The organism is Streptomyces sp. NPDC005899 (assembly GCF_040629645.1).
In the GTDB taxonomy this organism is placed as follows: Bacteria; Actinomycetota; Actinomycetes; order Streptomycetales; family Streptomycetaceae; genus Streptomyces.
Genome location: NZ_JBEXWB010000044.1, coordinates 1 through 21996, shown reverse-complemented (window position 1 = coordinate 21996; position 21996 = coordinate 1). Strand labels below are relative to the sequence as shown.

26 protein-coding genes and 1 pseudogene are annotated in these 21996 nt (G+C 72.8%); 10 read left to right on the top strand and 17 right to left on the bottom strand.

Annotation, left to right across the window (positions count from 1 at the left end; genetic code table 11):
• Positions 1-219 precede the first annotated feature (219 nt).
• The gene (locus tag ABZ371_RS08730) at positions 220-1293 is read left to right on the top strand and encodes an NlpC/P60 family protein (RefSeq protein ID WP_358675470.1); all 1074 of its coding nucleotides are present in this window, start codon (positions 220-222) and stop codon (positions 1291-1293) included.
• 376 nt (positions 1294-1669) lie between these two features.
• A complete protein-coding gene (locus tag ABZ371_RS08725; protein WP_358675498.1) occupies positions 1670-3022 on the top strand; it encodes a fused response regulator/phosphatase in 1353 nt (450 codons plus the stop codon).
• On the opposite strand, the gene ABZ371_RS08720 is transcribed toward ABZ371_RS08725, so the two are convergent.
• The 3 genes from ABZ371_RS08720 to ABZ371_RS08710 all read right to left on the bottom strand — a co-directional run bounded on the left by ABZ371_RS08720 (position 2995) and on the right by ABZ371_RS08710 (position 4723).
• Positions 2995-3330 carry a DUF2516 family protein gene (locus ABZ371_RS08720; RefSeq protein WP_358675468.1) on the bottom strand — a complete coding sequence of 112 codons (336 nt, stop codon included), beginning with the start codon at positions 3328-3330 and terminating at the stop codon, positions 2995-2997. The two genes, ABZ371_RS08725 and ABZ371_RS08720, sit on opposite strands and share 28 nt — an antisense overlap.
• Positions 3331-3531: 201 nt before the next feature.
• Positions 3532-4176, bottom strand: coding sequence for a hypothetical protein (locus ABZ371_RS08715; RefSeq protein WP_358675465.1), 645 nt, complete (start codon positions 4174-4176; stop codon positions 3532-3534).
• A 28-nt stretch (positions 4177-4204) separates the two neighbouring features.
• Entirely contained in the window at positions 4205-4723 is a 519-nt protein-coding gene (locus tag ABZ371_RS08710; RefSeq protein ID WP_358675462.1) for a helix-turn-helix transcriptional regulator, read from the bottom strand.
• A gap of 501 nt (positions 4724-5224) precedes the next feature.
• Between ABZ371_RS08710 and ABZ371_RS08705 the strand changes: the two genes are divergently transcribed.
• The 3 genes from ABZ371_RS08705 (at position 5225) to ABZ371_RS08695 (ending at position 7291) form a co-directional block, all read left to right on the top strand.
• On the top strand, positions 5225-5869 hold the full coding sequence (locus ABZ371_RS08705; RefSeq protein WP_358675460.1) for a dihydrofolate reductase family protein: 645 nt from the start codon (positions 5225-5227) through the stop codon (positions 5867-5869).
• A gap of 65 nt (positions 5870-5934) precedes the next feature.
• The gene (locus ABZ371_RS08700; protein ID WP_358675458.1) at positions 5935-6948 is read left to right on the top strand and encodes a helix-turn-helix domain-containing GNAT family N-acetyltransferase; all 1014 of its coding nucleotides are present in this window, start codon (positions 5935-5937) and stop codon (positions 6946-6948) included.
• Entirely contained in the window at positions 6941-7291 is a 351-nt protein-coding gene (locus ABZ371_RS08695; RefSeq protein ID WP_358675456.1) for a hypothetical protein, read from the top strand. The genes ABZ371_RS08700 and ABZ371_RS08695 overlap by 8 nt, the downstream gene beginning before the upstream one ends.
• 137 nt (positions 7292-7428) lie before the next feature.
• On the opposite strand, the gene ABZ371_RS08690 is transcribed toward ABZ371_RS08695, so the two are convergent.
• The 3 genes from ABZ371_RS08690 to ABZ371_RS08680 form a co-directional block, all read right to left on the bottom strand.
• Positions 7429-8064: a TetR family transcriptional regulator gene (locus ABZ371_RS08690; RefSeq protein WP_358675454.1), complete on the bottom strand. Its 636-nt coding sequence runs from the start codon at positions 8062-8064 to the stop codon at positions 7429-7431.
• A 370-nt stretch (positions 8065-8434) separates the two neighbouring features.
• Positions 8435-9403, bottom strand: coding sequence for an asparaginase (locus ABZ371_RS08685; protein WP_358675452.1), 969 nt, complete (start codon positions 9401-9403; stop codon positions 8435-8437).
• A gap of 54 nt (positions 9404-9457) precedes the next feature.
• The gene (locus ABZ371_RS08680; RefSeq protein ID WP_358675449.1) at positions 9458-10144 is read right to left on the bottom strand and encodes an ABC transporter substrate-binding protein; all 687 of its coding nucleotides are present in this window, start codon (positions 10142-10144) and stop codon (positions 9458-9460) included.
• 115 nt (positions 10145-10259) lie between these two features.
• Here ABZ371_RS08680 and dtd point away from each other — a divergent pair, with 115 nt between their 5' ends.
• The gene (gene dtd, locus ABZ371_RS08675; RefSeq protein ID WP_358675446.1) at positions 10260-10709 is read left to right on the top strand and encodes a D-aminoacyl-tRNA deacylase; all 450 of its coding nucleotides are present in this window, start codon (positions 10260-10262) and stop codon (positions 10707-10709) included.
• Positions 10710-10744: 35 nt separating this feature from the next.
• Here the strand turns inward: dtd and ABZ371_RS08670 are convergent, their stop codons facing one another.
• The 3 genes from ABZ371_RS08670 to ABZ371_RS08660 all read right to left on the bottom strand — a co-directional run bounded on the left by ABZ371_RS08670 (position 10745) and on the right by ABZ371_RS08660 (position 12854).
• Complete coding sequence (locus tag ABZ371_RS08670; RefSeq protein ID WP_358675443.1) at positions 10745-11710, bottom strand: folate-binding protein; 966 nt, start codon at positions 11708-11710, stop codon at positions 10745-10747.
• A gap of 61 nt (positions 11711-11771) precedes the next feature.
• Positions 11772-12227, bottom strand: a complete 456-nt coding sequence (locus ABZ371_RS08665) for a transcriptional repressor (protein WP_358675440.1) — start codon at positions 12225-12227, stop codon at positions 11772-11774.
• 54 nt (positions 12228-12281) lie between these two features.
• A complete protein-coding gene (locus ABZ371_RS08660) occupies positions 12282-12854 on the bottom strand; it encodes an FABP family protein (RefSeq protein WP_358675437.1) in 573 nt (190 codons plus the stop codon).
• Between the two features lie 340 nt (positions 12855-13194).
• On the opposite strand from ABZ371_RS08660, the gene ABZ371_RS08655 reads away from it, so the two are divergent.
• On the top strand, positions 13195-13557 hold the full coding sequence (locus ABZ371_RS08655; RefSeq protein ID WP_358675434.1) for a DsrE family protein: 363 nt from the start codon (positions 13195-13197) through the stop codon (positions 13555-13557).
• Between the two features lie 28 nt (positions 13558-13585).
• Here ABZ371_RS08655 and ABZ371_RS08650 read toward each other — a convergent pair whose 3' ends face one another.
• The 8 genes from ABZ371_RS08650 to ABZ371_RS08615 form a co-directional block, all read right to left on the bottom strand.
• Positions 13586-13939: a DUF3099 domain-containing protein gene (locus ABZ371_RS08650; protein ID WP_358675431.1), complete on the bottom strand. Its 354-nt coding sequence runs from the start codon at positions 13937-13939 to the stop codon at positions 13586-13588.
• 134 nt (positions 13940-14073) lie between these two features.
• Positions 14074-14361 (bottom strand): DUF1416 domain-containing protein, encoded by a 288-nt coding sequence (locus tag ABZ371_RS08645; protein WP_014154938.1) that lies wholly within the window; start codon positions 14359-14361, stop codon positions 14074-14076.
• A 61-nt stretch (positions 14362-14422) separates the two neighbouring features.
• Positions 14423-15262 carry a sulfurtransferase gene (locus ABZ371_RS08640; RefSeq protein ID WP_358675428.1) on the bottom strand — a complete coding sequence of 280 codons (840 nt, stop codon included), beginning with the start codon at positions 15260-15262 and terminating at the stop codon, positions 14423-14425.
• A 150-nt stretch (positions 15263-15412) separates the two neighbouring features.
• A complete protein-coding gene (locus ABZ371_RS08635) occupies positions 15413-15493 on the bottom strand; it encodes a putative leader peptide (RefSeq protein ID WP_350310325.1) in 81 nt (26 codons plus the stop codon).
• A gap of 332 nt (positions 15494-15825) precedes the next feature.
• A complete protein-coding gene (locus tag ABZ371_RS08630; protein WP_358675425.1) occupies positions 15826-16521 on the bottom strand; it encodes a DUF2993 domain-containing protein in 696 nt (231 codons plus the stop codon).
• Between the two features lie 175 nt (positions 16522-16696).
• Positions 16697-18301, bottom strand: coding sequence for a hypothetical protein (locus tag ABZ371_RS08625; protein ID WP_358675422.1), 1605 nt, complete (start codon positions 18299-18301; stop codon positions 16697-16699).
• Positions 18302-18311: 10 nt separating this feature from the next.
• Positions 18312-18566: a MoaD/ThiS family protein gene (locus tag ABZ371_RS08620; protein ID WP_358675420.1), complete on the bottom strand. Its 255-nt coding sequence runs from the start codon at positions 18564-18566 to the stop codon at positions 18312-18314.
• 23 nt (positions 18567-18589) lie between these two features.
• On the bottom strand, positions 18590-19525 hold the full coding sequence (locus ABZ371_RS08615; RefSeq protein WP_358675417.1) for an alpha/beta hydrolase: 936 nt from the start codon (positions 19523-19525) through the stop codon (positions 18590-18592).
• Between the two features lie 301 nt (positions 19526-19826).
• Between ABZ371_RS08615 and ABZ371_RS08610 the strand changes: the two genes are divergently transcribed.
• From ABZ371_RS08610 to ABZ371_RS08600, 3 genes and pseudogenes are all read left to right on the top strand, one after another.
• Positions 19827-20630 (top strand): response regulator transcription factor, encoded by an 804-nt coding sequence (locus tag ABZ371_RS08610; protein ID WP_358675414.1) that lies wholly within the window; start codon positions 19827-19829, stop codon positions 20628-20630.
• A gap of 24 nt (positions 20631-20654) precedes the next feature.
• On the top strand, positions 20655-21698 hold the full coding sequence (locus ABZ371_RS08605; protein ID WP_358675411.1) for a LacI family DNA-binding transcriptional regulator: 1044 nt from the start codon (positions 20655-20657) through the stop codon (positions 21696-21698).
• Between the two features lie 162 nt (positions 21699-21860).
• Positions 21861-21996 (top strand): annotated as a pseudogene (locus ABZ371_RS08600) (serine protease); the annotation flags it as partial.

Genomic DNA, 21996 nt, shown 5'->3' with positions numbered 1-21996 from the left:
GGAAACCGGTTTAGAATCCGGCCCGGAACGGGAACGCCGGCGCGCCACCGTTCGTCCCCTTGTGTGACGTGGTGTGACGTGCACCGTGGTACGGGCCTCTGTCGCTTTACCGGACGACATGGCACGATCGCGTCGTCACCTGAATGTTACTGACGGTAAGTCACATGGCCGCGCCATGGCGGTACGGGCTTTCGTCGCCTTTGCCCGGAGGGGGAGCTCGTGCACCGACGCCACTGTGCCGCCGCGGCGGTCACCCTGGTCTGCGCGCTGGCCGTGCTGACCGCGCCGGTCCAGGCCGTGGCGGCTCCGGTTCCCGAGCCCACGCCGGCCGCTCCGGCCACGCCCTTCCCCGGTGGGAAGAGGAGCCTGGAGGAGGTGCGCCTGGAGATCGACACGCTCTACCGCCAGGCAGGCGCGGCCACCGACGCTTACAACCTCGCCGAGGAGCAGTCGAAGAAGCAGTCCGGCGAGATCAGCAAGCTCGGCAAGGCGATCGCCGACGGCCGGGCGCGGATCGCCGAGCTGAAGAGCAGGGCCGGCGCCCAGGCCCGCGAGCAGTACCGCAACGGCGGGCTGCCGCCGGGCGCCCAGCTGGTGCTCAGCGGCGACCCCAGGCTCTTCCTGGACGGTGTGAACCAGGTCAGGCAGGGCCAGCAGGCTGCCAAGGGCCTGCTGACGGAGCTGACGCGTACCCAGGAGGACCTGGAGACGTACACGGAGGACGCCAGCCTCAACTGGGCGAGGCTCGAGGCCAACCGCGTCAAGCAGGCCAAGGCGAAGAAGAACATCGACGCCCGGATCGCGGCGGCGAAGAAGCTCGAGTCGCAGCTCGCCACGGAGGAGCGCGCCCGCCTCCTGCGGATGGAGCGGGACGCGGCGTCGACGGCTCAGTCCGCCTGGCTCTCCTCCGGCGCCCTCACCGACATCAACCGCGAGGCGAGCGCCGCCGGCAAGCAGGCGGTGGCCTTCGCGACCGCCCAGATCGGCAAGCCGTACGTATGGGGGGCCGAGGGCCCGGGCTCGTACGACTGCTCGGGGCTGACCTCGCAGGCGTGGGCCGCGGCGAAGAGCCCCATCCCCCGGACGTCCCAGGAACAGTGGCGGCAGCTGCCGCACGTGCCCATCCGGGACATGCGGCCCGGCGACCTGATCATCTATCACAGCGACGCGAGCCACGTCGGCATGTACGTCGGCGACGGATCCATCGTGCACGCCCCCCGGCCCGGGAGGAACGTCACGCTGACCGGCGCGGGCACGATGGAGATCCTCGGCGTGGTCCGTCCGGACCGGTAGGAAGGCCGCCGCACTCGGGTTGGGCCACCGCCCGGACGGGCGAGGGGGCCCCGCCCGTCAGCGAAGCGGGTCAGGGTCGGGCGGGGCCCTGGCCAAGGCGAGGCCCTCGGCCTCCCGGCCGAGGGAAGGACCGGGCCCCGTCGCACGGCAGCGCGCGCGTGATGTTCGTCATGGCTCCAGCGCCCGCTGCGGGCCCGACGATCCCGCCGGATCCGTGGCAGGACGCGGCTTATGGCCGCGCGTACGACAGCGGCCGGTCTTCGGACACCATTCCGTTCCCCTGCCGCGGACCGCTATCGTCCCCGTCTGGCGGGTCGTCGATCGTCGTCCGCCGCACCCTCGGGGGGAGGGAAGGAAACCCGAACCGATGCCCGCGATGCCCGTACCCGTACCGCAGCAACGTGCCGCTTCCGCTGCGGAGACCGCTCACGGCACCGACCTCACCGTCCTGGTGATCGAGGACGACCCCGCGGGCACCTTCACCGTTCCCGAACTGCCGTCCGCCGCCGGATCGCGGATCCGCGTCCGGACCGCCCGCAACCTCACCGAAGCGGCCCGGCTCCTCACCGACGACGTCGACTGCATCCTGCTCGACCTCGACCTCTCACCACCCGCCGGAGCGCGCGCCGAGGGCCGCGAGGACGGCACCGGGCTCCCCCACGAGCTGGCCACCCTCAAGTACGTCCTGCGCATCGCCCCACGCCACGCCGTCCTCGCGCTCACCGCCGAGCACGACGCCGAGCGGGCCGCCGAGGCCGTACGGGTGGGGGCCCAGGACTACCTCTTCCGCGGGGAGCTCGACGGGCGCCTCCTCAGCCGCGCCATCCGCTACGCCGTGGAACGCAAGCGCGCGGACACCGCCCAGCACCAGCTGACCGAGTCACGCCTGCGTGCCGAGGAGAACGCCCGCCTGGAGCGCGGGCTGCTGCCCACCCCGCTGCTGGAGGGCTCCGATCTCGGCTTCGCCGCCCTCTACCGGCCCGGCCGCAGCCGCGCACTGCTCGGGGGTGACTTCTACGACACCGTCCGCACGCCGGACGGCACGGTCCACGCGATGATCGGCGACGTCTGCGGTCACGGGCCGGACGAGGCGGCGCTCGGCGTCGAGCTGCGCATCGCCTGGCGGGCCCTGACCCTGGCCGGGCTGTGCGGCGACCAGCTCCTCTCCACCCTTCAGCAGGTCCTGGAGCACGAGCGGCAGAGCGAGGAGATCTTCGCGACGCTCTGCACCGTGGACATCGCCCCCGACGGCCGGCGCGCCGGGCTCTGTCTGGCGGGCCATCCCGCACCGCTCATCGCCCGCCGGGGCCGGGCGGCCCACCTGCTCCCGTACGACGACGGCGGTCCGGCGCTCGGCCTCCTGCCGCGGGCCCGGTGGCCGCGCCGTCAGGTCGAGCTGGGCGGGTCCTGGAGCCTGATGATGTACACCGACGGGCTCATCGAGGGGCGCGTCGGCCCGTCCGGGACGACGCAGCGGCTCGGCCAGGACGGCATGGTCGCCCTGGTCGACAGCCGGCTGGACCAGGGGCTCGGCGGCGAGGCACTGCTGGAGGCCACCGTCACACAGGTCCAGGAGCTGAACGGCGGCGACCTCACCGACGACGTGGCGGTCCTGCTGCTGGAACGCGACGAGTCCCGCATACACCGGCGGGGCGGGAGCGCCCCGCGCTCCCGCCCCGCCCAAGCCTCGCCCGTGGGCGCTCAGCGCCCGCCGTTGTACGGACCGTAGGGTCCGTCACTGCTGGAACCTCCACGGCGGCCACCGCCGCCCGACACCGCCTTGATCGCCGGCCGCACGTCCACCATGAAGACGATGGACGCGATCACTCCGGCGATCTGCAGGAAGAGGATCGGGATGACGAGGTTCACGAAGACGGTGATCCCCAGGATGATCAGCCAGAAGGACTTCTTCTGCTTGTCAGCCGCCCGGTAGGCGTCCTCCCGCGCCGTCAGCGCGAAGACCAGCGCGACGACGGCCAGGACGAGCATGGCCAGGTACAGCAGCTGGAGAACCGAGCCGAACGCTTCGAGCAACACGGGTGAACACCGCCTAGTCAGTGGATGGGCGCGCCTCGCGGCCAAGGTACCGGGACAACGACCCGGACACCCCCAAAGGTGCCCGAACCGTGCGCCGGCACCTCGAAAGACGCCCGGAGCCCGCCCGGACACCCGCGGGGCGCCCGTTCGCTCCCGTACACCTGCGCACGGGCCGTACTGCTTCTCATACTGCTTCTCGTGCTACTTCGCGGACGGCGGAGTGGGCTTCTTCGCCGCGGGCTTGCGCACCGGTGCCGGCTTGGCGGGCGTCGCCCCCCGCGCGGGCGCGGCCTTGGACTCGGCGGCCTTCGGCGCCGGCTTCTTCACCGTGACGGTGCCCGCCGACACGGGCTTGGCCGGCGCGTCGGACTTCTGCTCCGGGACGGGCTTCGGGTCCGCCTCGACGACGGAGGCGATCTCCACGATCTCGTCGGCGGTCTCGCCCCGCCAGAACCGCACGCTCTGCTCGCCGCGCTCGGCGACCTTCTCGTACGTCTCCCGGGCACGCACCGCGTACTCCGCGGCGACACCGACACTGCGCAGGGCCAGGTCCTGGGCGGTCTCACCCAGCTTCTTCAGGTCCGTGTCCAGCGAACCGAAGACCTCGGTCACCTTCGCCTGCACGGTGGCCTGCGCCTCCCGCGCCTGCGCGGCGACCCGCTCCTGCACGGCCTTGGGGTCGGTGTTGCGCACGGCCTCGATGCGCTCGGGCGCCTCGGCCCGCAGCTGCTCGATCAGTGCCGGTACCTTGCGCGCCTGCTCCACGGCCAGATCGGCCGTGCCCGCGGCGAAGTAGAGGGGGGTCGGGTCGGTGAGGGTCTTACGCAGGTCATCGGTGATGGCCATGACTGTGGTCCTCCCGGATCATCAGAAGTCAGTTCTGGGGCGTTTCTGGCGTGTCTGCATCACTACCGCCGGCCGTGCGGGGCCCGCGGGCCTCCGTGCCGGTTCCGCTCTCGTCGCCGGCACGGCTTCCCGCGTCGGGAACGATTCTGCTCCCCGCGTCCGCGGCACCGGGGACCTCCGCGCCGGTGTCGGCCACGACCTCGAAACCGTTCTCCTTGCGGAAGGAGTCGTAGATCTGGAGCAGTACGTTCTTCTGCCGCTCGTTGATCGACGGATCGGCCAGGATGACCGCCCGCGTCTCCAGCTCCTCCCGCTCCCGCTCGTCGAGGATCCCGGCGCGCACGTAGAGCGTCTCGGCCGAGATCCGCAGCGCCTTGGCGACCTGCTGCAACACCTCGGCGCTCGGCTTGCGCAGCCCGCGTTCGATCTGGCTGAGATACGGATTGGACACCCCGGCGGCGTCGGCGAGCTGCCGCAGGGAGAGCTGCGCCGTACGCCGCTGCTCACGCAGGTACTCACCGAGATTGCCGACGTTGAGTGATGCCATGCCTCGATGGTGCACCACCCTTGCTAACTTCTGCAAGCGCTCGCTTGCAAAAGTGTTCCAGGCCATGGGCGCCCCTGAGCGCATGCGCGGGTTCGGGCGGACCGTGGCCCGGTGCACTGGCGGCAGCCCGGGTCCCGGCACGCCCGGTCGGGCCGTCACGGGTGCCGGGCCACGGCAGTCGGGGGGACGAACGCGAAGATGCCCGCACGTACCCGAGGGCCGGCACCTTGACCCCAGCCACGCCGTGAGGGTGTCGAAGTCCGCGTCCCGCAGACCGTGGCGGGGGCCGACCCGGTGAAGCGGTGCTCGTCCCGGATGGTGCCCCGCCGCCCGGACGCGGTCGGTCTCGGCGACCTCGTCGTCCACCCGGACGAAGGAGCGTCAGGCCGCATGGCAGCGATGAGTTCGCGTGGTTCCGGCGGTCATAGCCCTGTCGGTGGAACAGTCGCAGTCCTCGGCGGAACAGTCGTGGTTCCGCCGGCGGAACAAAGGAGGAAGCGCATGGCCCAGCTGCTCCGAGTACAGAATTTCAACGTCTCACGTGACGGATTCGGTTCCGGCGAGCACCAGAGCCTCGAGAGGCCCTTCGGGAGCGCCGACCCCGAGACGATGTTCGCCTGGTGCCGCGCCACCGCGAGCTGGCCCGGTCGCACCGACCCCGGAGGGAGCCGTGGTCTCGACGACTACCTCACGCGGGACTTCTCCCACAACATCGGCGCCGAGATCATGGGCCGCAACAAGTTCGGCCCCCAGCGCGGCCCCTGGCAGGACGACGAATGGCGCGGCTGGTGGGGGGACGAACCCCCCTTCCACACCCCGGTGTTCGTCATGACCCACCACGAGCGTCCGTCGTTCACACTCTCCGACACGACGTTCCACTTCGTCGACGGTGACCCGGCGTCGGTCCTGGAGCAGGCACGCGAGGCGGCGCAGGGCAAGGACGTGCGGCTCGGCGGTGGGGCGACCGTGATCCGGGAGTTCCTCGACGCCGGCCTCGTCGACACCCTCCACGTGGCGGTCTCGGACGTGCGGACCGGAGCGGGGTCCCGGCTCTGGGAGTCCCCGGACGAACTGCTGGACCGGTTCCACCGTGACGTCGTGCCCAGCCCCAGCGGCGTGACGCACCACCTCTTCTGGCGGAAGTGACACGGCTCCCGGACTTCGGCCGCGCGCACCTGGCATCCGGCCCTGTCCCTGACTAAGGTCAGGGAATGGACGCGATCGATCAGGTCCGGGAGTTCAACCGCATCGTCACCGAGCGGGTGGGCGTGCTCCACGACCACTACCTGGGCAGCGGCCGGCCCATCGGTGAGGCCCGGCTGCTGTGGGAGATCGGCGAGCACGGCCAGGACGTACGAAGCCTGCGCGAGCGCCTCGGTCTCGACTCCGGCTACGTCAGCCGGCTGCTGCGCGCCCTCGAGGCCGACGGCCTGGTCACCGTCGAGCCGCACCCCGGCGACAGGCGGGTGCGGGTAGCGGGGCTCACCGAGGCGGGCCGCGCCGAGCGCCGCGCGCTCGACGGGCGCAGCGACGCACTGGCCCGCTCCCTGCTGGACCCGCTCAACCCGGCGCAGCGCGCCAGGCTCGTGGGCGCCATGGGGGAGGTCTCCCGGCTGCTGACCGCCTCGACGGTCACCCTGGACGCCGTCGACCCCGGCCATCCCGATGCCCGGCGCTGCCTGCACGCCTACTTCACCGAACTCCAGGACCGCTTCGACACCGGCTTCGACCCGGCCCGCAGCCTGCTGCCCGACGCGGGAGAACTACGGGCCCCCAGTGGCCTGTTCCTCGTCGCCAGGATGCACGGCGAGCCCATCGGCTGTGCCGGTCTCAAGCTGCCGCGCGAGGCCCCGGCCGAGGTCAAGCGCATGTGGGTCGCTCCGGAGGCCCGCGGCCTCGGCCTCGGGCGCCGGTTCCTGACCGAGCTGGAGACACGTGCCGCCGCGCACGGCCGGGACGTCCTGCGCCTGGACACCAACCGGGCCCTCGGCCCGGCGATCGGGCTGTACCGCTCCTTCGGCTTCCAGGAGGTGGCCGCCTTCAACTCGGAGCCGTACGCCCATCTGTGGTTCGAGAAGAGGCTCACGGCGGGCGACGCGCCCCGGACGCGCGAGGCCGGAGCCTCAGCCGGGACCGAAGCCGGGGCCGGAGCCGGAGCCGGGCAGAGGTCGCGGTCGCGGGCCGACCGGGCGGGGGCGGGCCCCCTGGAGTCGCCGCATGGGTGACTTCGTGCCGCTCCTGGCCCTGGTCGGCGGTCTGGTCGTGGTCATGGGCCTCTTCTCGTGGCTGGCGTTCCACGTCCGACGCCGAGGTACCGCCGGCGCCGCCATCGGCGCGGCCATGGCGGCGTACGACGAGGCATTCCGCGTCACCGCCCACGAAGCCCACCACGAGTTGCGGGTCCAGGCCGAACGCGAGGTGCCGATGCTCTCGCCCGGCAGTCCGTGGGGCCGGGGCACCGGGGACGGCGCGGGACCGGTGGACCGGGGGCGGTCGGCGCCTGCACGGCCCCGTCGTCCGCGCCGTGGCCTCCGCCACCGCGTCGGGCGACTGTGGCACGGCCGCTGAGCGGGACGGACCCGGCGCGGGTGCGAGCCGGGACCGGCCGGCACGGACCCGGTACGCGCCGGGACCGTGCCGGGGCGCCGTCCGCGGACGTCAGGCGGGCTGCCCCGAGCAGCCGTCCCGGCGAGTCACCCCACACCTCACCCGGGTACGCCGACCTGGCCCAGCCCGTTCCGCAGCTGTACGAAGGCGAGTTCGGCCGCCGCCACCGCGTCCTCGTACACCTCTGCGGCGCTCTCGCCCGCCGCGATCCGGCGCCAGTTCGCCTCGGCGAGGATGCGCAGCACGGCGACGATCTGTCCTGCGGCGAGGCGTGCCGGGACCGCTGCCGCGGGGTCCAGGGCACGGGCCAGGGCCTCCTCGGAGCGGCTCTGGTAGGCGTGGAGCCGGGCGACGAGCGACGGGGTCCCGTACAGCAGCCGGTGGAAGGCGAGCACCTGCGGCACGTCGCAGAGGCCCGTCACCGGGTCGCGCCGCTCCAGGCCCTCCAGGAAGTGGTGGTGCAGCGCGTCCAGGGCGCGGACGCCCTCCGCCCGGCCGGACACCACCCGGGCCGGCTCGTCCTCGTGATCGGCGAACCGGTGCAGCACCAGGTCCTCCTTGGAGGGGAAGTACCGGAACAGCGTCGGCTTGGAGATCTCGGCCGCCGCCGCCACCTCGGCCACCGAGACCTTGTCGAAGCCCCGCTCCAGGAAGAGGGAGATGGCGGTCTCGGAGACGGCCTGGTAGGTCCGCCGCTTCTTGCGTTCGCGCAGCCCGGGCTCACCGCCGCTCATGACCCCGCACCCTCTCCCGAGGGGCGCCCACCCGTTCCCGAGGGGCACTTCACGCCGGCCCCCGCCGTCACCCGGCGCCCGCCGCCCGGCACAGTCCCGTCACCCGTCACCCGCAGCCGCCTTCCCCAGTACCCACTCGCCACCATCCTAGGTTCGCGCGGAGGCCGCCTCCGTCCCACCGCGCCCTCCCCGGCCGCCGCCCGGCGATACGGGTACCGGCACGCCCGGCGGCCCGGCGGCAGGTAGCGGCCGGACTCCGGCGCACCACGCGGATCGACCGGTCACCCGCGCCGTCAGGACACCTCCCGCACCCGGCACCCCTCGGAGCACGGCCCGCATTCGGCGCTCCTCGGAGCGCCGCCCGCACCCCTCAGAACGCCGCCCGCACCGCGCCGACCTCCGCGGCCCCGCCGAGCAACGGCGCCCTGCCGATGCGCGACACCACGGGGGCGTCCACGCCGAGGAGTTCGAGCGACCGGGCGAGCACCGGCCCCAGCGCACGCACCGATCCGTCGTCGATCTTGAAGGCCAGCGCCCTGCCGTCCGGCAGCGCCACCGCCTGGACCGCCTCGGCCCCCATCTTGGAGAGCGTCCCCGGCACCTCCCGCATCAGCCAGGTGTCCGGCCGCCGGGTGCCCGCCACGTACTCCGGGTGCGCCCGCATCGCGTCGGCGACCCGGCGCTCCGCGCTGCCCGGCTCCGCCAGCACGAACGACCGGAACGCGCGGGCGAGGCCCACCAGCCCGACGGCCATCAGCGGGGCCCCGCAGCCGTCCGTGCCGACGGCGGCGACCGGCTCGCCCGCGGCCTCCGCCACGACCTGCGCGACCAGCACCTGCAGGGGGTGCGCCGGGTCGAGGTAGGTCACCGTGTCCCAGCCGTTGCGGACGCAGACGGCGAGCATCGCCGCGTGCTTGCCCGAGCAGTTCATGGTGAGCGGCTCCCGCACCCGCCCGGCGGCGAGGTACGCCTCCGCCTCCACGGTGTCCAGCGGCAGGTCCGGCGGGGTCCGCAGGTCGTCGGGCGTCAGCCCGTGCTCGGCGAGCATCGTGCGTACGAGGTCGAGGTGGAAGTCCTCGCCCGAGTGGCTCGCCGCGGCGAGCGCCAGCCGCTCCCCGGACAGGTCGAGGCCGGCCCGCAGGATCGCGGCGGCCTGCATGGGCTTGTTCGACGAACGCGGGAACACCGGGGCCGCCGGATCGCCGAGCGCGTACTCCACGCTCCCGTCGGCGGCCAGCAGCACCAGCGACCCCCGGTGGTGGCCTTCGGTGAAACCGGACCGTACGACCTCGGCGAGGACCGGCGGCGCGGAGGACACGGAGGGGGCTATGGAGGTCATGGTGGCTGGTGGCCTTCCGGGGGCGGGCGGTGACCTGCCCCCGGAAGGATCACTTCAGGCGAGCAGGTCGTCTACTTGGGCTTCCCCGTCACGGTACCTGCGGGCGATCTCCGCGCTGCAATCGTCGACGGTGCGCTGGAGCCGGTGCCGCCGCCGGGACACCTGGCGCTCGTAGCCCACGAGCCGCCCCATGGCGCTGAGCAGCTCCTCGTCCGTCCGGGCGTCCAGGTCCGAGAGCTCGACCTCGGCGAGCGTGTCCGCCGCCAGCCGGCGGTACTCGTCACTGCGCGGCGTGGTGAGGGTGACGTGCCGCGCCGAGGAGCGGTGGACCGACGGGGTGTCGGTGAGGATCTCCGACAGCCGGTCCACCACGGGTGAGTGCGGATCCGCCCGCCGGGCGAGTTCGGCCCGCAGGATGTCGATCCGCCCCTGCACCAGGCGGCGTACGTAACTCAGGTCCGCCTCGTCGCGCTGGGCGTCACGGCGCAGGGTGCGCAGCTCCGGGAGGAGCAGCCCGCGGAACTCCGCCTGCGGGCGGGGCGCCGCGGGCCCGTCCACCGCTCCGGCGGCCCCGGTCTGCCCGGGCACGGACAACGGTCCCGCCAGGGGCCCCGGAAGTGGCGCGGGCAGCGGTCCCTGGCCGGGCTCGGCCCCGGTCCGCTGCACGGGTGGCCGCACGGCACCGTCGGTACGTGTCGCCGGTACGGCACCGGGTGATGGCCCGATTCCATGTGTACTCATGCTGTTCCGTCCCCTCGACCGGTGCGTCGGCACACCGACATCGTGCATGGTGCCACTACGCAGGGTGTTCACGCAGGTGCTCTGTACCCGTTCGGCCCAAGATAGGTTGGTCTGTATGCGTGCAGTGATACAGAGAGTGGACGGCGCCGGCGTCAGCGTGGCGGGGGCCGCGGACGATCCGCCGGGGACCGGGATCGTCGGCGAGATCATCGGCGAGGGGCTGTGCGTGCTGGTGGGGGTGACCCATGACGACACCCCGCAGAAGGCCGCCCAGCTCGCCCGCAAGCTGTGGACCCTGCGGATCCTGGAGGGCGAGAAGTCCTGCTCTGACGTGAACGCCCCCCTTCTGGTCATCTCGCAGTTCACGCTCTACGGGGACGCCAGGAAGGGCCGCAGGCCCACCTGGAACGCCGCCGCGCCGAGCGAGGTCGCCGAGCCGCTCGTCGACGAGGTCGTGGCGCAGCTGCGCGCCCTGGGCGCCCGGGTGGAGACGGGCAGGTTCGGAGCGGACATGCGCGTCTCGCTCACGAACCACGGCCCGTTCACCGTGCTGGTGGAGGTCTAGGACCGGCGGCCCGGTGCGCACCGGGGCGCGGCGGGCTACGGCTCGACGACCGTCTCCTGGGCGGCCGCGGTGTCCCCGGCGATCAGCTCCGCGTCCACGGCGACGTTGCGCTTCACCAGGGCCAGGGCGATCGGGCCCAGCTCGTGGTGGCGGGCCGACGTGGTGACGAAACCGAGCTGGCGGCCCTCCTCGCCGTCGGCCGCGAGCCGGATCGGCGTGCCGTGGCCGGGCAGGTGCACCTCGCTGCCGTCCAGGTGCAGGAAGACCAGCCGGCGCGGCGGCTTCCCCAGGTTGTGGACACGGGCGACCGTCTCCTGCCCCCGGTAGCACCCCTTCTGGAGGTGCACCGCGGTGCCGATCCAGCCCAGCTCGTGCGGGATGGTCCGGTGGTCGGTCTCGAAACCCAGGCGCGGGCGGTGGGACTCGACGCGCAGCGCCTCGTACGCCAGGATGCCGGCCACCGGGCCGTGCGCGGCGGCGAACTCCTCCAGGCGGGACCGGTCCAGGAAGAGGTCCCGGCCGTGCGCCGTCTCCCGCACGGCTAGGCCGTCCGGGACCTCGGTGATGGAACCGGCGGGGAGGTGGACGACGGCGAACTCCTCGGTGCGGTCGGCGACTTCCACCCGGTAGAAGAACTTCATCGACTCCAGGTACGCGATCAGCTCGGCCTGGGTGTCCGGCTCGACGTGCATCCACACGGTCGTACCGTCGTCCACGAGGTAGAGGGCGTGCTCGATGTGACCGTTGGCGGAGAGGATGAGCGCCTCGGTCGCCCGGTTCGGGGCGAGGTCGCTGACGTGCTGGGTGAGCAGCAGGTGCAGCCAGGTCAGGCGGTCGTCGCCGGTGACGGTGACGACACCGCGGTGCGAGAGGTCGACGAGGCCGTCGCCGGCGGCCAGTGCGCGCTGCTCGCGGAACAGGTCGCCGTAGTGCGCGGCGACGCCTTCGTCGCGCCCCTCGGCGGGGACGGCGCCGGGCAGGGACAGCAAGGGGCTCTTCATGCGACCAAGCGTACGACCCGCGCCGCGGCGGGCCGGACCCGCTCCACCGGCCGTCACCGGGCTACCCGGCGGGCGGTTCGGCCCGCTCGTCCCGGGCCGCCCCGGCCGTGCAGCCGGCACAGCGCCCGAAGATCGCGAAGTGCTTCATGTCCGTCTCGAAGCCGAACGTGTCGCGGAGTTTCGCGGTGAATTCGGCGACGACGCCGACGTCGGCCTCGATGACGTCCGCGCAGTCGCGGCAGACCAGGTGGATGTGGTGGTGCCGGTCGGCCAGGTGGTACGTCGGCGCGCCGTGCCCCAGGTGGGCGTGGCTGACCAGCCCGAGCTCCTCCAGGAGCTCCAGGGTCCGGTAGACGGTGGAGATGTTGACCCCCGACGCGGTCCTGCGGACCTCGCCGAGGATGTCGTCCGGTGTCGCGTGCTCCAGTGTGTCGACGGCCTCCAGGACGAGCTGGCGCTGAGGCGTCAGCCGGTAGCCGCGCTGCCGAAGATCGGTCTTCCAGTCGGTGCTCACCACAGCCCCAGTGTAGGGCGGGGCCCGCACCGGCCCGGGGCCGCCGTCGCGGGGGCCCTACTTGAAGAACGCGATCCCGTCGTCCGGCATGTCACCGAGGCTCTTGGCCATCGCGGCCACCTCTTCCGGGGTGACGACCTTCTTCAGGTGCGCCGACATGTACGGCCGCAGCTCGACCTCGGGGGTGGCCTTCTCGCCGACCCACATCAGGTCGCTGTTGACGTAGCCGTAGAGCCGCTTGCCGCCGCTGTACGGGCCGGAGGCGGCGGTGCGCGCCACGGCGTCGGTGACGACGTCGATCTGCGGCTTCTGCTTCGCCAGCTCGCCGTACCAGACCTCGACGATGCCCTGGTCGCGGACCATGACGATCTCGACCTTGCGGTCCTTGTCGATGCGCCAGTACCCGGACTCGGACTCCAGCGGCTTGACCTGGTTGCCGTCGGCGTCGAGCACCCAGGAGTGCGAGACGTACTCCAGGAAGTCCCGGCCGTCGTGGCTGAAGGTGACCTCCTGGCCGAAGTTGCACTTCTCGGCGCCGGGGAAGTCGGAGACGCCCGCGCCCGCCCAGTTGCCCAGGAGGAAGGCCAGCGGCACGAGGTCCGGGTGGAGGTCGGACGGAATCTCGATCATGAGCTGCTCAGACGATCTGTGAGGGGGCTACGGGAGGGGTGCGGCGAGGGTCAGCGCTGGCCCTGGTACAGCTTCTTCACGGTCAGGACGGCGAAGGCGAGCACGCCGACGCAGACCAGGACCAGCAGGGCGGCAAAGAAAGCCTCAAGCACGGGAGCTCCTCGATACGAACGACGTGACGGCGGTACGCGGCCGGGCCACCAGCCTAATGGGTGGGGGCCCGGCACGACGGTCCGGGGTTTCCCCGGCGCGGTCGTGCTCAGCAGCCGCTTCCGCGGCACGACGGTCCGGCGGGACGGCACCGCCGACGCGGCGGCGGCGCCGGATTACAGTTCGGTGCATGTCCAAGAAGCTCGTGATCAAGGTGACTGCCGGGGCCGACGCCGCCGAGCGCTGCTCGCAGGCCTTCACCGTGGCGGCGGTGGCCGTCGCCAGTGGGGTCGAGGTCTCCCTGTGGCTGACCGGCGAATCCGCCTGGTTCGCCCTGCCGGGGCGGGCCGCCGACTTCGAACTGCCGCACTCCGCGCCGCTGCCCGACCTCATCGACTCGATCCTGGCGGGCGGCCGGGTCACGCTGTGCACCCAGTGCGCGGCACGGCGCGAGATCACGGAGAAGGACGTCCTGGAGGGCGTACGGATCGCGGGCGCCCAGGTGTTCGTGCAGGAGGCCATGGCGGACGGTACCCAGGCCCTCGTCTACTGACCCCGGGCGACGCCCGCCCCCCACCGGCTCAGGGGCGGCGCTTCCTGCCGTCGAGCTCGTCCCACCAGGCGTCCGACTCCGGGTCGCCGGTGGGCTGCGCGCGGGCCGGCGGAGGCGGCGGGCCCAGGCGGGGCGGGGCAGGCGGCGGAGGGGGGCCGGCCGGGCTCCGTGGACGGCCCGGAGGGGTCTCGTCGAACCAGCGGTCCTCCGGGCCCCGCCGGTTGGCGACCATGGCCGCCACGGGCGGGATGACCATGGCGACGACGCACATCGCCACGGCCGCGGGGACCGACCAGAGGCGCACGAACGCCCAGGCGGAGACGAAGAGGACGAGGCATCCGCCCATCATCAGGAAGTAGGCACGTCGGCGCCGGGCGTACATGTCTCCAGGGTAGAACCGATCGCGGACGGCGCGAAGGGCCGCACCCCTGATCAGGTGGCGTCCAACCCCCCTGGGGTGCGGCCCTCCGGCCGTACGCGGGCCGGCGATGCCGGCCGTCACTTCCGACGCACGCCTCAGACGGCGATGGCCACCTCGGCGAGGCCGCCCGTCTGCGCCACGACCGTGCGGTCGGCGGTGCCGCCCGGGACCAGGGCGCGGAGCGTCCAGGTGCCCTCGGCGGCGTAGAAGCGGAACTGTCCGGTCGCCGAGGTCGGGACCTCGGCGGTGAACTCGCCGGTCGAGTCGAGCAGGCGCACGTAGCCGGTGACGGGCTCGCCGTCACGGGTCACGCTGCCCTGGATCGTCGTCTCGCCGGGCTTGATCGTCGAAGCGTCCGGGCCGCCGGCCTGTGCTCCACACATGGTGTTCTGTCCTTCTGGTCGGTGACTTGCGGTTCGAGTGTTGCGGTACGGGTCCTGCGGACTACTTGTTGGCGCCGAGCTCGATCGGCACACCCACGAGGGAGCCGTACTCGGTCCACGAACCGTCGTAGTTCTTGACGTTCTCCTGGCCGAGCAGCTCGTGCAGGACGAACCAGGTGAGCGCGGAGCGCTCACCGATGCGGCAGTAGGCGATGGTGTCCTTGGACAGATCGACCTGCTCGTCCTCGTAGAGGGCCTTGAGCTCGTCGTCCGACTTGAAGGTGCCGTCGTCGTTGGCGTTCTTCGACCACGGGATGTTGCGGGCGCTCGGCACGTGGCCGGGGCGCTGCGACTGCTCCTGCGGGAGGTGGGCCGGGGCGAGCAGCTTGCCGCTGAACTCGTCGGGCGAACGCACGTCGACGAGGTTCTGGCTGCCGATGGCCTTGACGACGTCGTCGCGGTAGGCGCGGATCGACTCGTCCTGCGGCTTGGCCTTGTACTGGGTGGCCGGGCGCGTCGGGACGGCGTCGGTCAGGTCACGGGAGTCGAGCTCCCACTTCTTGCGGCCGCCGTCGAGGAGCTTCACGTTCTCGTGGCCGTACAGCTTGAAGTACCAGTACGCGTACGAGGCGAACCAGTTGTTGTTGCCGCCGTAGAGGACGACGAGGGTGTCGTTGCCGATGCCCTTCTCGCTCAGGAGCTTCTCGAAGCCGGCCTGGTCGACGAAGTCACGGCGGACCGGGTCCTGGAGGTCCTTCGTCCAGTCGATCCGGATCGCGTTCTTGATGTGGTTCTTCTCGTACGCCGAGGTGTCCTCGTCGACCTCGACGATGGCGACCTGCGGGTCGTCGATGTGGGCCTCGACCCAGTCGGCGTCGACCAGAACGTCTGCGCGGCTCATGTGTTTCTCCTCCGGGGCAGTCTGCGGCGGGGTGGTGCGGTGTGCTGCGTGCGGGGCGTACGCGCGGGTGCGTCGAGCGGGACGCGCACGGACGGCACGAGGGTCGGCCCTGAGACGTCGAAGGGCCGGGGAAGCGGGAGAGGGTCCCGCTCAGAAGGTGCGACAGAGCATGGCGGCGACGCGGCACAGGTCTACTGCCCGCCGCTTCGTGAGGTCCGCCTGTCGCTTCATGCGTCCGATCGTAGGGAGGTACGGGCGGAGATGTCACCGTCGTGTCGCATGATGAGACGCGATCGTCCGACATGCGAGACGGATGCGGGCGGGGCGGTGCGGCGGTCAGGTGCGGTGAGCTGTGGGCGGAGTTGCCATCTGCGGACCGGACGGCACCGTCTCAGCATCTGGATCGGATCGCCGTCCGGGGCCGGCGGCTGGGTCGAAACGCCGTCCCGGGCCAACGGCCGGATCGCCTCGCCGTCCCGGCCCGGCGGCTGGGTCGGGACGCCGTACCGGTGCTCCCCGGCGGCTTTGCCGGGGCCCGCGGGCCTGTGCGCGCCCGCAGCGCGTCACCCGGCGAGGCGGACGTCCGACCCGGTGAGCGAGATCTCCAGGCCCTCCGGGGTCACCTCGATGCCCTCCAGCTTCAGGCCGTCGGGCAGCCCGCCGATCTCCCGCTCGAAGTCGGTCTTCTCCCGGACCAGGCCCTCCAGGCCCGGGATGCCCTCGCCGGGGACCTTGTCCGCGTGGACCTTGACGGTCGAGCCGTCGACCAGGGTGACGGTCGAGAGCACGCTGCGCGAGACCGTGCGGTCCAGCAGCGGGATCCGGATCGTGCCGGTGACCTTGACCTTCCCGTCGCCGCCGTAGGCCACCGTGACGCCGTCGTCGGCGGCGGCGGTGAGGTCCGCGTACGAGACGACGGCCGTCCCGCCGGCCCGGGAGGCCGTCGCGCTCGTGTAACCGGCCCCCAGGGTCACCTCACGCAACCGGGCGCGTATCTCGCTGATCCGGATAGACCGGCCGGCGGCGCTTGCCCGGAGGTCCGTGACCGTGACGTCGACCCGGTCCAGCTCACGTCCGGCGATCTGGGTCAGGAAGGGGAAACCCTTGATCGAGACGTCGGTGGAACCCGCTGCGGCACCGCTGAAAGTGATCCTGTCCTCCGCCTCCGACTCCGCGAAGTACACGGCCGCGCGGTCCACGGCGACGAAGACGCCGCCCAGCACCACCGCGATGATCAGCAGTATTCGCAGTGCGCGCATACCCGTTGCTCCCCACTCCGACCGGCCGGGCCCTGGTGCCCGTGAGCCTACTGCCGCCGCACGGCGCGCCCGGAGTGATCGACGAGGAACGGGCCCGGCCGGTTCCGCCACCTCCGCACGCGTTCGCGGGGAGGGGCCGAACCGGCCGGGGACGACGCGGAGGTGACGCGGGCCGTCAGGCGAGCGCACGCCCGATCAGGTAGACCGCGGGAGCCGCGGCGGTGAGCGGCAGTGCCACGCCGGCCGTCATGTGCACGAAGCGGGACGGGTAGTCGTAGCTCGCCACCCGCAGCCCGATCAGCGCGCAGCAACCGGCCGCCGCTCCGAGGAACGCGCCCTGCGCGCCGAAGTCCGTGAATCCCCCGGCCAGCGCGCCGGCTCCGGCGGAGACGAGCAGGGCCAGGCCGACCGAGGCGGGTCCGGGCAGCGGCAGGGCCCGGACGAGCACGGCCACGGCGACCGCGACCCCTCCCACCGTCACCGCGTCCGGCACCGCCGCCAGGTGGCCGACGGCCAGCACGGCGAGCGCCGACGACGCGACGGTGGCCGTCAGGCCGTACATCCGCTCGTCGGCCCCGGCGTGGCTCCGCAGCTGGAGCACGAGGGTGAGCAGGACCCAGACGCCGAGTGTGCCGAGGATGGCCGCCGGGCCGTTGTCACGGCCCGCGACGAGCAGGACCACGTCGGCGACGAACCCTCCGGCGAACGCGAGCGCGATGCCCTGCCTGGCCGGCCACATGCCGTTGAGCCGGAACCAGCCGGCGGCCGTCACGGCCTGCAGCAGGACCAGCGGCACGAGCAGGGCGTACGGGCCGACCGCGGCACCGAGCGCGAGGAGCAGGCCGAGCCCCGCCGTGACGGCGGCGGGCTGCATCCCGGGCGCGATGATCGGCGAACGCCCTTCGGCCCGGGCCCGCTGGGCGTCGGTGATCCGGCTGTTGCCCAAGGTGGTGGGAGCGCTGTACCCGGAGTCGTCGGCCGGGCCGCCCGTCGGTGCCGGCGCCCCCGGACCGGCCGCGGACGCCGCCGGAACCCTCAGGGCGTCCGGTGCCTGGGCGGCCTCCGGTGGCAGGGGGTACGCGGCCGGGGCGCCGCTCTCCGGCGGGCCGGGCCGGGAGGCCGGGCGATACCCGGCGTGCCGGGGCCCGGCCTGCGGCAGCGGCTCGCCCATCGGCCGGTGAGCGGCCTGCTGCGGCTCGTGCACCGGCGGGTGTGTGGCCTGCTGCTCGTCCACCGGCCGGTAGGCGGCCTGCTGCGGCTGCGGCTGGATCGTCGGCTGGTACTGCGTGTCCCAGGTCTGGCCCTGCCACGTCTGGGTGGCACCGGCGTCCGGGGCCCCCTGGACGGGACCGCCCTCGGCGTGACCCTGATGGGCCTGGTCCTCATGGGCGTGCGGGGCGGGCTGCCGCCGGTCGTGCCCCTCCGGCCAGACGACCGCCCCGGGCGCGCCCGGGTACGACGAGGCGTGGGTGCCGTACGGGACCGCGGCCCCGTCCCCGCCGCCGTACCGGGGGCCCTGCGGGGTGTACGGCTGCCCCTGCTGGTCGTACGGCTGCCCCTCCGGCGGGTACGGCTGCCCGTAGCCCTGGTCGTACGGCTGCCCCTGCTGGTCGTACGGCTGCCCTTCCGGCGGGTACGGCTGCCCGTAGCCCTGGTCGTACGGCTGCCCCTCCGGCGGGTACGACTGCCCCTGCTGGTCGTACCGCTGCCCCTCCGGCGGGTACGGCTGCCCGTAGCCCTGGTCGTGGGGGTACGGATACTGCTGCTCGCTGTCACTCATGGTCTGCGGTTCACCCTCCTGCGAACGGCGGGAGCACCTCGACCGTGCCGCCCTCGGCAAGCCGTACGGTCTCATGCCCGCGGGTCCCCACGGGGTTCCCGTCGACCAGGAACGAGCATCGCAGGAGCACACGCGTCAGTTCGCCCGGGTGCCGCTCGCGCACCCCGTCGAGCGCCTCGGCCAGTGTCCCGGCCGCGTACGGCTCCTCGGCGGTCCCCGCGGCGGCCTTGGCCGCGGCCCAGTAGCGGATCGTCCCCGCTGCCATGGCGGCACCCCTTTCGTCGTGCGTCAGCTGTCCATGATGAAGCACGCCGGCGCCGTCCAGTCGGCGATGCGTGTGAGCAGGGCGTCGTCCGCCGCGTTCTCGGCGTGCCCCATCCCCCGCTCGATCCAGAGTTCCGCGCCGTCCCGGGCGGCGGCGGCCAGCATCCGCGGATGGTCCAGGGGGAAGTACGGGTCCCGGTCGCCGTGCACGATGAGCAGGGGTGCCTCGATCAGCGGGACCGCCTCGACCGGCGAGAGCGGAACGGGATTCCAGTCCTCGCGGTGGATCCTCGTGCGGAAGCCGTACCGGCCGACGAACCGGCCGGCGGGGCGGGTGACCACCCAGTGCAGGCGCCGCATCGGAGCCGTGCCGCGGTAGTACCAGCGGGCGGGGGAGCTCACCGCGACCACAGCGTCCGTGTGCGCCCCCGCGCGCCCATCGGGCGCCCTTGTGCGCCCCTCCACCCGTTCGGTCGCACCGGCCGGGGGAAACGTTCCGGCCCTCCCGGGCACCTCGGGCTCCGTATACAGAGCCGCGTGCCGCAGCACCACCGAACCGCCCATCGAAAACCCGACCGTAACGACCCGCCGGTGTCCCAGGGAGCGCGCCCAGCCCACCGCGGCGGCCAGGTCGAGCACCTCACGATCGCCCACGGTGGACCGCCCGCCGGACCGTCCGTGCCCCCGGAAGGAGAACGTGATCACGGCCGCACGCTGGGCGAACACCGCCGCCGCCCGCCGCACGGCAGGCCGGTCGACGGAACCGGTGAAGCCGTGTGCGAGGACCACGGCCGTCCGCCCGGCGGCGCCGCCGTCCCCAGGCACAAAACCCGCCGTACACGGGGTGTACACCGCCTCGATACGCACCCCGTCACCGGTCGGCAATGTGGTGCGCCGGGGGCCCCGCGTGATCGAGGGAACAGAAGAACTCCGGAAACGACCCTCGGACACTGAACTCATGTGGGCTATTCTGCTGCGAAGAGGATCCGGGCAATGCAGCCCCCGGGTCCTTTTGTGCTTTCCGGATGTTGTTACGGCGACGTTTCGACAACCTCAGCGGACCCTTGGACAGGGGGCCGCGCCGTGAAAACCGTATGACGGCCGCCCGCAGGGCGGGCGGCGGTACGGACGTACGAAGCAGTGCCGCATACTCCCCCGGGTCCGACCCGGGAGTGCCCCTCTCGCAGGGAACGAGGAGGACCGACGTAATGGGCGAGCGAACCGTGCACGATCGACCGACGACCCAGGCAGGTGGGCGGCGATGAGTTCACTGCTGCTTCTGACCAATGCCCTTCAACCGTCGACGGAGGTGCTCCCCGCGCTCGGCCTCCTGCTGCACAGCGTGCGGGTCGCCCCCGCCGAGGGACCCGCGCTCGTCGACACCCCCGGTGCCGACGTCATCCTCGTCGACGGCCGACGCGACCTCCCCCAGGTGCGGTCGCTCTGCCAGCTGCTGCGGTCCACCGGGCCGGGCTGTCCGCTCATCCTGGTGGTCACGGAGGGCGGCCTCGCGGCAGTCACCGCGGACTGGGGCATCGACGACGTCCTGCTCGACACGGCGGGGCCCGCCGAGGTCGAGGCCCGGCTGCGGCTGGCCACCGGCCGCCAGCAGATCACCGCCGACGACTCCCCCATGGAGATCCGCAACGGCGACCTGTCGGTCGACGAGGCGACGTACAGCGCCAAACTGAAGGGCCGGGTCCTCGACCTCACCTTCAAGGAGTTCGAACTGCTGAAGTACCTCGCGCAGCACCCCGGCCGCGTCTTCACCCGCGCCCAGCTGCTGCAGGAGGTGTGGGGGTACGACTACTTCGGCGGCACGCGCACGGTCGACGTCCACGTACGGCGGTTGCGCGCCAAGCTCGGGCCCGAGCACGAGTCGCTGATCGGCACCGTCCGCAACGTCGGCTACCGCTTCGTCACCCCCGAGAAGCCGGACCGCGGGGGCGACGACTCCAAGGCCAAGGCGGCGGCCGCCACGGCCGCCGAGGCCCACACCCGTTCGGAGCAGCCGGCCGAAGCCGCCGTCACGGAAGAAGCCCCGGTCCGGCCTGCCAAGCGGTAGGTCGATCCGCGTAGACTGCCGCGCGTGGCCAAGGTGACGCGGGACGATGTGGCGAGACTGGCGGGGACCTCGACAGCGGTCGTCAGCTACGTCATCAACAACGGACCCAGGCCGGTCGCCCCGGCCACGCGCGAGCGGGTGCTCGCCGCGATCAAGGAGCTGGGCTACCGGCCGGACCGGGTGGCCCAGGCCATGGCTTCGCGGCGCACCGACCTCATAGGGATGATCGTGCCGGACGCCCGGCAGCCGTTCTTCGCGGAGATGGCGCACGCGGTCGAACAGGCTGCCGCCGAGCGCGGGAAGATGGTGCTGGTCGGCAACTCCGACTACCGCGACGAGCGCGAGGTCCACTACCTGCGGGCCTTCCTCGGCATGCGAGTCTCCGGACTGATCCTGGTCAGCCAGGGCCCCAGCGAGCGGGCGGCCGCCGAGATAGAGGCCTGGGACGCCCGAGTCGTCCTGCTGCACGAACGCCCCGAGGCGATCGACGACGTCGCGGTCGTCACCGACGACGTCGGCGGCGCCCAGCTCGCCACCCGGCACCTCCTGGAGCACGGCAACGCCTACGTGGCCTGCCTGGGGGGCACGGAGTCGACCCCCGTGGTCGGTGACCCGGTCGCCGACCACATCGAGGGCTGGCGGCGCGCGATGCGGGAGGCGGGCCTGGAGACGGAGGGGCGGCTGTTCCACGCCCCGTACAACCGCTACGACGCCTACCAGGTGGCGCTCGGCCTGCTGGCCGGTCCGGACAGGCCGCCGGCGATCTTCTGCTCCACCGACGACCAGGCCATCGGGGTGCTGCGGGCGGCCCGCGAACTGCGCATCGACGTGCCGGGGGAGCTCGCGGTCGCCGGCTTCGACGACGTGAAGGAGGCGGGTCTGACCGATCCGCCGCTGACGACGGTCTTCTCGGACCGCCCGGCGATGGCCCGGGCGGCCGTCGATCTGGTCCTGGACGACTCGCTGCGGGTCTCGGGCTCGCGTCGCGAGCGGCTCAAGCAGTTCCCCTCCGCGCTGGTGGTGCGGCGCTCCTGCGGCTGCGGGGAGCCGACGCACACCGCTCGTTAGCGGCACGGCCGGACCCTCGACCCGGACACGCGAGGTCCTGCCGGGTTCTCGCACCGGGCACGCGCGGCTGTGCCGGCTCCTCACACCGGGCATACATGGTTCTGCCGGGCTTCTCAGGACGCGCTCAGGCTGCTCTCATGTTCGCCGACCACTCTCGTGACCATGACCGACAGCCACCGCCCGAGCGGCGAGTACCCGATGTACCCCTCGTACGGCAACGGCGAGGCGGCCTTCCCGCCGCCGCCCGCGTACGACCCCGGCCCGCAGCCCGCCCCGGCGCACGGCGCCCCGCCAGGAG

What these genes read in the sequence shown, in the direction of transcription:
- ABZ371_RS08725 (WP_358675498.1), top strand. Translation starts at nt 1,670, where the DNA reads ATGCCCGTACCCGTACCGCAGCAACGTGCCGCTTCCGCTGCGGAGACC.
- ABZ371_RS08715 (WP_358675465.1), bottom strand. Translation starts at nt 4,176, where the DNA reads ATGGCCATCACCGATGACCTGCGTAAGACCCTCACCGACCCGACCCCC.
- ABZ371_RS08710 (WP_358675462.1), bottom strand. Translation starts at nt 4,723, where the DNA reads ATGGCATCACTCAACGTCGGCAATCTCGGTGAGTACCTGCGTGAGCAG.
- ABZ371_RS08705 (WP_358675460.1), top strand. Translation starts at nt 5,225, where the DNA reads ATGGCCCAGCTGCTCCGAGTACAGAATTTCAACGTCTCACGTGACGGA.
- ABZ371_RS08700 (WP_358675458.1), top strand. Translation starts at nt 5,935, where the DNA reads ATGGACGCGATCGATCAGGTCCGGGAGTTCAACCGCATCGTCACCGAG.
- ABZ371_RS08695 (WP_358675456.1), top strand. Translation starts at nt 6,941, where the DNA reads ATGGGTGACTTCGTGCCGCTCCTGGCCCTGGTCGGCGGTCTGGTCGTG.
- ABZ371_RS08690 (WP_358675454.1), bottom strand. Translation starts at nt 8,064, where the DNA reads ATGAGCGGCGGTGAGCCCGGGCTGCGCGAACGCAAGAAGCGGCGGACC.
- ABZ371_RS08685 (WP_358675452.1), bottom strand. Translation starts at nt 9,403, where the DNA reads ATGACCTCCATAGCCCCCTCCGTGTCCTCCGCGCCGCCGGTCCTCGCC.
- ABZ371_RS08680 (WP_358675449.1), bottom strand. Translation starts at nt 10,144, where the DNA reads ATGAGTACACATGGAATCGGGCCATCACCCGGTGCCGTACCGGCGACA.
- dtd (WP_358675446.1), top strand. Translation starts at nt 10,260, where the DNA reads ATGCGTGCAGTGATACAGAGAGTGGACGGCGCCGGCGTCAGCGTGGCG.
- ABZ371_RS08670 (WP_358675443.1), bottom strand. Translation starts at nt 11,710, where the DNA reads ATGAAGAGCCCCTTGCTGTCCCTGCCCGGCGCCGTCCCCGCCGAGGGG.
- ABZ371_RS08660 (WP_358675437.1), bottom strand. Translation starts at nt 12,854, where the DNA reads ATGATCGAGATTCCGTCCGACCTCCACCCGGACCTCGTGCCGCTGGCC.
- ABZ371_RS08655 (WP_358675434.1), top strand. Translation starts at nt 13,195, where the DNA reads ATGTCCAAGAAGCTCGTGATCAAGGTGACTGCCGGGGCCGACGCCGCC.
- ABZ371_RS08650 (WP_358675431.1), bottom strand. Translation starts at nt 13,939, where the DNA reads ATGTACGCCCGGCGCCGACGTGCCTACTTCCTGATGATGGGCGGATGC.
- ABZ371_RS08645 (WP_014154938.1), bottom strand. Translation starts at nt 14,361, where the DNA reads ATGTGTGGAGCACAGGCCGGCGGCCCGGACGCTTCGACGATCAAGCCC.
- ABZ371_RS08640 (WP_358675428.1), bottom strand. Translation starts at nt 15,262, where the DNA reads ATGAGCCGCGCAGACGTTCTGGTCGACGCCGACTGGGTCGAGGCCCAC.
- ABZ371_RS08635 (WP_350310325.1), bottom strand. Translation starts at nt 15,493, where the DNA reads ATGAAGCGACAGGCGGACCTCACGAAGCGGCGGGCAGTAGACCTGTGC.
- ABZ371_RS08630 (WP_358675425.1), bottom strand. Translation starts at nt 16,521, where the DNA reads ATGCGCGCACTGCGAATACTGCTGATCATCGCGGTGGTGCTGGGCGGC.
- ABZ371_RS08625 (WP_358675422.1), bottom strand. Translation starts at nt 18,301, where the DNA reads ATGAGTGACAGCGAGCAGCAGTATCCGTACCCCCACGACCAGGGCTAC.
- ABZ371_RS08620 (WP_358675420.1), bottom strand. Translation starts at nt 18,566, where the DNA reads ATGGCAGCGGGGACGATCCGCTACTGGGCCGCGGCCAAGGCCGCCGCG.
- ABZ371_RS08615 (WP_358675417.1), bottom strand. Translation starts at nt 19,525, where the DNA reads ATGAGTTCAGTGTCCGAGGGTCGTTTCCGGAGTTCTTCTGTTCCCTCG.
- ABZ371_RS08610 (WP_358675414.1), top strand. Translation starts at nt 19,827, where the DNA reads ATGAGTTCACTGCTGCTTCTGACCAATGCCCTTCAACCGTCGACGGAG.